The 7,139-nt window shown below is 68.4% G+C and carries 6 protein-coding genes; 1 reads left to right on the top strand and 5 read right to left on the bottom strand.

The genetic code is table 11. The features are described 5' to 3' along the window. Together DDZ14_RS10720 and DDZ14_RS10715 are read right to left on the bottom strand one after the other, a co-directional pair. On the bottom strand, window positions 1-127 hold a 127-nt coding region (locus DDZ14_RS10720; protein ID WP_233252549.1), incomplete at its 3' end, for a GTP-binding protein. Window positions 128-281: 154 nt separating this feature from the next. After that, window positions 282-863, bottom strand: coding sequence for a hypothetical protein (locus DDZ14_RS10715; protein WP_109424979.1), 582 nt, complete (start codon window positions 861-863; stop codon window positions 282-284). Between the two features lie 126 nt (window positions 864-989). On the opposite strand from DDZ14_RS10715, the gene DDZ14_RS10710 reads away from it, so the two are divergent. Beyond that, the gene (locus tag DDZ14_RS10710) at window positions 990-2,351 is read left to right on the top strand and encodes a cytochrome P450 (RefSeq protein WP_109424978.1); all 1,362 of its coding nucleotides are present in this window, start codon (window positions 990-992) and stop codon (window positions 2,349-2,351) included. A 13-nt stretch (window positions 2,352-2,364) separates the two neighbouring features. On the opposite strand, the gene DDZ14_RS10705 is transcribed toward DDZ14_RS10710, so the two are convergent. Genes DDZ14_RS10705 through DDZ14_RS10695 form a run of 3 tightly spaced genes read right to left on the bottom strand, consistent with a single transcriptional unit; the run spans window position 2,365 to window position 7,019 of the window. Continuing rightward, complete coding sequence (locus tag DDZ14_RS10705; protein ID WP_233252547.1) at window positions 2,365-3,507, bottom strand: M48 family metallopeptidase; 1,143 nt, start codon at window positions 3,505-3,507, stop codon at window positions 2,365-2,367. Continuing rightward, the gene (locus DDZ14_RS10700) at window positions 3,504-4,691 is read right to left on the bottom strand and encodes a DUF898 domain-containing protein (protein ID WP_233252546.1); all 1,188 of its coding nucleotides are present in this window, start codon (window positions 4,689-4,691) and stop codon (window positions 3,504-3,506) included. Before DDZ14_RS10700 ends, DDZ14_RS10705 begins: the two co-directional genes overlap by 4 nt. A 3-nt stretch (window positions 4,692-4,694) precedes the next feature. Beyond that, a complete protein-coding gene (locus DDZ14_RS10695; protein WP_109424949.1) occupies window positions 4,695-7,019 on the bottom strand; it encodes a DNA topoisomerase IV subunit A in 2,325 nt (774 codons plus the stop codon). Window positions 7,020-7,139 lie beyond the last annotated feature (120 nt).

Below are 7,139 nucleotides of genomic sequence, written 5' to 3'. Positions count from 1 at the left end.
CATAGGCACGGAAATCCCCGAAATACTTCGTGATCGCCGCCGTCAGCGTCGTCTTCCCGTGGTCAACATGCCCGATCGTCCCGATGTTCACATGCGGTTTCGTGCGTTCAAACTTTGCCTTTGCCATCTCGCGGACGCCTCTGTTCGTTATGGCCCGCTGCGGGGCCGGTTTCGCTCCGCGCGCTGGGTAATCAGGTTCCACGCAGAAATCAAGCACCACTTGGCCGCGGGCGCGGCGCCCGTGCCGCGCGGCTCACAGCGGTCTCTTGGGCACTGGCCACTCAGGCTTCAACCACAGACGCCGCGGCCGGCTCTCCCGTCCCGAGCGGAGCGCCGAACCAGTCGGCCTTCTGCTGGAGCATCCATTTGTGGATCTGCCGCGCGGCGTTCTGCGACAGCCCCTCCATCTGCGCTTCCCTGGACTGTGTCAGGCCGGAGCCGATGACGGTACGCGGCGAAATACTTTCGAGCACCGTGAACTGCCTGGGCTCCGGGTTGAGCTTGACCTTCCTCGCATCGTCCCAGACCGTCGCCTCGACCACCAGCGCCGATTTCGGCGACAGGATCAGCGGCACGCCGGGCACGGCCAGCGCATAGCCCACGACGTTGACCGCGACATGGTAGTAGCGCGTCCCGTCATACCGCCCCAGACGCGCCCGCAGCGCCTCGGTCAGCGCGGCCTTCCATTCCCCGTCCTCGGCATAGCGCGAGGGCGGCAGGAACCGCGCATGCCGGTCCACGACGATGGCATGTCCCAGCAGGAAATCCCCCATCGGCTCGGGAGGGCGGGTCAGGTCTTCCCTGCCCGCGCAGGCCCCGAGACCGAGACCGATGCAAATCAGCATAAATCCGGGCAGGCGCATCGGCATCCCTCGCGATTGCAAAACAGCGCTCCGTCCTAGCCCAGCCCCGCGCACCGCGCAATCGAGCGGGTTTGCCCATGCCCGCGGCAGGCCCATATAATGTGGCGGGACCGACATGAGGAACGCATGACCGCAACCCGGACCACGGAGCTTCCGCCGCGCGTGAAGCTGGTGACAGAGCCCTGGGGCGTGCTGAAATCGCTTCAGGTCGCGCGGCAGAACGTGCTGGAGCTGATCCCCGAGATCGCCACCCGCCAACCCATAGTGTCCGGCAAGACCGGCAAGCGCTGGCACATGGTCATGGACCCGCAGGCCAACCGGCACATCCTGAAGGACAAGCTCGACGATTATCCGAAATCGGACGTGACCAAGAACATTCTGCGCCCGGCCATCGGCGAGAGCCTCTTCATCGCGGAGGGTGCGCATTGGCGCTGGCAGCGGCGTGCCGCGGCGCCGGTCTTCTCGGCCCGCAACATCGCCGGGCTCGCGCCGATCATGACCGCGGCGGCGGACCGCTCGGCCGCGCGGGTGGGGGCGGCCGCCGGGCGCGCGGCCGACATGCATGCCGAGATGGTCGCCGCCACGTTCGAGGTGATCGGCGAGGTGACGTTCTCGGGCGGCGACGCGTTCGACCGCGATGCGGTGCACCGGGCCATCGACCAGTATATCGCGCAGACCGCGAAGGTCTCTCTCTTCGACGTGCTGGGCGTTCCGACCTGGGTGCCGCGGCCCGCGCGGCTCTTCAACACCAATGCCAACCGGGCCATGAAACGGGTCGCGGACGGCGCGATCGAGGCCCGCCGCGCGGCCGGCCCGCCCGAAGTGCCCGATCTGCTGGACCTGCTGATGGAGGGCCAGGATCCGGAAACCGGGCGCAAGATGACCACGCCGGAGTTGCGCGACAACCTGCTGACCTTCATCGTGGCGGGCCACGAGACGACGGCGCTTGCGCTCTCCTGGGCGCTTTACCTGATGGCCTTCGATCAGCGCGTGCAGGACCGGCTGCGCTCCGAGGCGCATGAGGTACTGGGCACCCGCACCGCCACGGCCGACGACGTGGAGCATCTGACCTATACAAGGCAGGTCATTGACGAAACACTGCGGCTCTACCCGCCGGCGGCCTTCCTGTCGCGCAGCGCGCGCGCCGACGACAAGCTCTGCGGGCGCGAGATCCGCCGCGGCGACACGGTGATGCTCCCGATCTACGCGCTGCACCGCAACCACCTGCTCTGGGACGACCCGGACCGGTTCGACCCCGACCGCTTCGCGCCCGGCACCAAGCATGACCGCTTTGCCTATCTGCCCTTCGGCGCCGGGCCGCGTATCTGCATCGGCGCGAATTTCGCGATCATGGAGGCGGTGATCATCCTGTCCACGCTGATCTCGCGCTTCCGCTTCACCCGCGTGCCGGGCCGCGACCCGCGTCCGGTTCTGATCCTGACCCTGCGGCCCGAAGGCGGCGTCTGGCTGACGGTCGAGCCGGTCTGACCCGGCGCGCGTTTCAGTCGCAGATGCCCCGGAACGCCTGCCACTGGGCCTCGGTCAGCGCCGGTTCCCGAGCCGCCGCGTCCCCCGCGCGCTCGGCGGCGGCGATCCGGTCGGCCAGCCGCGGATGCGAGGCGAAATGCGCGACCAGCCCCTTCGCGTCGCCATGTTTCTCGCGCAGGCGGCGGAACATCGCGCCCAGCGCCTCCGGCGGCATTCCGGCGCGCTTCAACAGCCCGTGTGCGAAGTCGTCCGCGGCGGTTTCCGCGGCACGGGTGTAATTCGCCTGGATCAGCCGTTCGGTGAGCAGCAGGACCACCGAGCCGCCGGCGAAATCGCCCAGCAGCAGGCCCAGAACCCCGATCGAGCCCGCCGTGCGCAGCGCGATCCGCGCCGGATCGCGCGCCGCGACATGGCCGATCTCATGGGCCAGGACCGCCGCCACCTCCTCGGGTTCCTCGGCCGCGTCGATCAGCCCCTCGAATAGGATGACATGGCCGCCCGGCAGCGCGAAGGCGTTGACCATGCCGTGATCGAGCACCTGCACCTGGAGCGGATAGGGCAGATCCGCCCCCGCGGCTAGCCGCGCGACCATCGCATCAAGCGCCGCCTGCCCGTCTGCGTCCTCGCAGACGGCGAGCGGCGCGCGGCTTTGCGACAGCGCCTCGCGGATCTGGGAAAGCGTGGCATCGCCGAGTGCCTTCTCGCCCTCGGGCGGCAGTAGTGTGGCAAGCTGGTTGGCCAACAGCGGCACCAGGACGAAGATGATGACCATGACCGATCCCGCCGCCCCCGCCGCCATCAGGCCGAGCCGCCGCCAAAGCCCCGGTCCGGGACGCGGCGGCCGCAGATCGGGGCAGCGCGCCGCAAGCCGCGCCGCCGCGTCCTCGTCGCGCAGGATCAGCCGGGCCGGGTCGCGCCCGTCGCGGCCCAGCACGATGCCGGGACCGCCCGCCTGATCGGGCAGCACGCGCACATCCGCAAGCGGCCAGACCACCGACTCGCCCGCGGGCGGCTCGATTCGCAGCGCCGCACCGCCCGGCGCATCCTCGAGGATCGAAAGCGCGGCGCGCTGCACCAGCGACCGCTCGCCATCCAGATAGTCGGCGAATGCGGCAAAGCCCGGCGCCGCGGCGCCGACATGGATCGTGACGCTCATATCGCCGCCCCCACATCCAGTGCCTCGGCGAAGCCCTCGGCCTCGGCGAAGGCATCACGGGGCCGCTGCGTGACCTCGGCCAGGCGATGCGGGTTCTCGATCTCCAGCGTCTCGGCGTAATGGGCCAGCACCGGCATGGTCACGAAGGCATGCCCGAGTACGCCCCAGAGGATGAAGATCACGAAATAGAAGACGACCCCGGCGGCTGTGGTGACGCCGGTCAGGATGCCGCCCCCTCCAAGGGCTGCCCAGAATTCCGGTCCCGCCAGCCCGCCCAGTGCCGCGAAGGCAAGGGCGGCAAGCACGGTCACCGCAGTAATCAGCACCCCAAGAAGGATCGCGATCAGCAAGTTGCCGAGGATATAGATGCGCAGCACCCGGCCCGCCCGCGGCTGCGCGTTGAAGCCGATACCGCCGGCCAGGCGCTTGTGCGCGGCGAGGATACGGAAGGAATGCACGCGGTAATAGACCAGCCCGGCCAGCGCCCAGACCGCGCCCGGCACCACGATGAGCCAGGCCATCTTCGCGACCAGCGTGGCAGCCAGGCCCAGCGCCGTCAGCGCGCCGCCCATCAGCAGGTGCCGCATCGCGGGCCAGAGCATCTGCCAGCGGCCGCCCTGTTCCAGCCGCGCCGCGCCGTACCAGGTGCGGTCGGTGCGGAACTTCTCCAGCCAGAAGGTCTGGCGCGGCAGCAGCAGGCCCAGGCTCAGCAGCGTCACCGCCCAGTGGCCCAGCGCGCGCCAGGCATAGGCCCAGGCGCCGGGCTCCTGCCCGAAACGCAACCCGCGCCAGCGTGTGCGCGCCAGGAGGTAGCGCCGGGCACGGTAGCGGGCATAGAACCAGAACGGCACCAGCCCCACGAAAGACAGCGCATAGGCCGTACCGTTATCGGCCAGCAGCGAGAAGCTGAAGAAGACCAGGACCAGGTTCACGACCCCGATATAGAAGGCTAGGAAGACCACCGCGATCAGGAAGCCCATGAGCTTTTCCAGCGGCTCGCCCGCATATTCCAGCGGCACCCCGCCGGGACGGACCGCCGACCAGTACCAGCGCCGCAGCCTGGTCTTGGCCCAGAACCGGTAGATGCCGAGCGTCAACACGGTCTTGACCGAAGTCGCCAGAGCCAGCCGCATCAGGGGGCCGCGCGTGCCTGCGAACTCGATTTCCAGCGGGCGCAGGGGCACGGGTCAGGTGAACCGGTTGTCGCGCGGAAAACCCCGCGGCGCCATTCGGCCGGCGGAGGCGCGTTTCGCCGTCCATTCGGCCAGGTCGGTTTCGGTCCGGGTGCGGCCCGCGGGATCGGACCAGCTCAGCCCTTCCGACAGGGTGAATGTGCGGGCATCCGACAGGCCGCCATCCTTGTATTTCTGCAACCGCACACCCTTGCCGCGAGCCATTTCCGGCAGTTCCTCCAGCGGGAAGATCAGTACCTTGCGATTCTCCCCCACGCAGGCGACGTGGTCGCCTTCCACCGGGCGGCAGACCTGCGCGCGCGCACCGTCACGGACATTGAGCACCTGCTTGCCCGCGCGGGTCTGCGCCAGCACGTCCTCCTCGGCCACCACGAAGCCGTCGCCGGCATCCGAGGCCACCAGAAGCTTGCGCCCCGGCACATGAAGCCCCAGCGTCACAATCGCCGCCTCGTTGGGCAGATCGACCATCAGGCGCAAAGGCTCGCCCATGCCGCGGCCGCCGGGCAGGCTGGCACAGCTCAGCGTGTAGAACCGCCCGTTGGAGCCGAAGAGCAGCAGCTTGTCCGTCGTCTCGGCATGGAAGATGAACCGGCCCTCGTCGCCATCCTTGAACTTCAGCACGGTGTCGAGCGCCACATGCCCCTTCAGCGCCCGGACCCAGCCCATGCCCGAGCAGACGACAGTGATGGGCTCGCGCTCGATCATCGCCTCGAGCGGCACCTCCTCCACCTCGCCGGCCTCGGCAAAATCGGTGCGCCGGGCGCCGCCGGGCGCGTCGCGGCCGAACCGCTTGCGGGTCTCGCGCAGCTCCTCGGAGATGCGCGTCCATTGCAGACCTTCGTCCTCCAGCAGGTCCTCCAGCGCGGCGCGTTCCTCCATCAGCCGGTCGCGCTCGGCCACCAGTTCGATCTCCTCGAGCCGCCGCAGGCTGCGCAACCGCATGTTGAGGATCGCCTCGGTCTGTACCTCGGTCAGCGAAGGCTCTTCCTCCGCGCCGATCTCGCGCCCGTCCAGCGGCGAGACATAGGCGGCCTCGGAGGCGGCGCGGACATGGCTCCGCCCCCAGTCCTCGTACATCAGCGCCCGCTTGGGGTCGTCGTCGTAGCGGATGATGTCGATCACCCGGTCGAGGTTCAGGAAGGCCACGATCAGCCCTTCCAGCACCTCAAGCCGGTGGTCGATCTTCTCCAGCCGGTGGGTGGAGCGGCGCAGGAGTACGTCGCGGCGGTGATCGAGGAAGGCGCGCAGCACCTCCCTGAGCGAACAGACCTTGGGCGTGCGCCCGTCGATCAGCACGTTGAGGTTAAGGCTGAACCGCGTTTCCAGATCGGAATTGCGGTAGAGCATGTTCATCAGCACCTCGGGCTCGACATTGCGCGAGCGCGGCTCCAGCACGATGCGCACATCCTCGGCGCTTTCGTCCCGGATATCGGCCAGGATCGGGACCTTCTTGGTCTGGATCAGCTCCGCGATCTTCTCGATCAGGCGGGATTTCTGCACCTGATAGGGGATCTCGTTGACGACCACCTGCCATTGGCCGCGGCCCAGATCCTCGATCTGCCAGCGGGCGCGCAGGCGGAAGGCGCCGCGCCCGGTGCGATAGGCCTCCAGGATGTTCTCGCGCGGCTCCACGATAATACCGCCGGTCGGGAAATCGGGGCCCGGAATATGCTCCACCAGCGTCTCGTCGCGCGCGTTCGGCGCCTTGATCAGATGCAGGCAGGCGTCGATCAACTCATGTATGTTATGCGGCGGGATGTTCGTCGCCATGCCCACCGCGATCCCGCTCGCCCCGTTGGCCAGCAGGTTGGGGAAGCTCGCGGGCAGCACCACGGGTTCTTCCAGCGTGCCGTCGTAATTGGGGCGGAAATCGACCGCGTTCTCCGAGAGCCCCTCCATCAGGGCTTCCGCCGCCTGGGTGAGGCGGGCCTCCGTGTAACGGCTGGCGGCGGGGTTGTCGCCGTCGATATTGCCGAAATTGCCCTGCCCGTCCACCAGCGGGTAGCGGACGTTGAAATCCTGCGCCAGGCGCGCCATCGCGTCATAGATCGCGGCATCGCCATGCGGGTGGTAATTGCCCATCACATCGCCGGAAATCTTGGCCGATTTGCGGAATCCCCCGCTGGAGGACAGCTTCAGCTCCCGCATCGCAAAGAGGATGCGGCGGTGCACCGGCTTCAGCCCGTCGCGCGCATCCGGAAGGGCGCGGTCCATGATGGTGGAGAGCGCATATTGCAGGTAACGCTCGCCGATGGCGCGGCGCAGCGGCTCCGACAGGTCCGGTACGGGCGGTGTGGGATCGTCAAGCTGATCGGTCATGCCTGATCTGATACCCCCAGCCCCCATGCCCGTAAAGCGCGGAGGCGAATTTCCGGCGCGATTCCCGTGGATATTTCCGCGCGCTGGGGTATGGTCCGGCTCCGGGTCCGGTCAGCACGA

Origin of the sequence: Maritimibacter sp. 55A14 (assembly GCF_003122205.1) — a bacterium.
GTDB lineage: Bacteria > Pseudomonadota > Alphaproteobacteria > Rhodobacterales > Rhodobacteraceae > QEYE01.
This window is presented reverse-complemented; position numbering and strand designations above follow the sequence as displayed.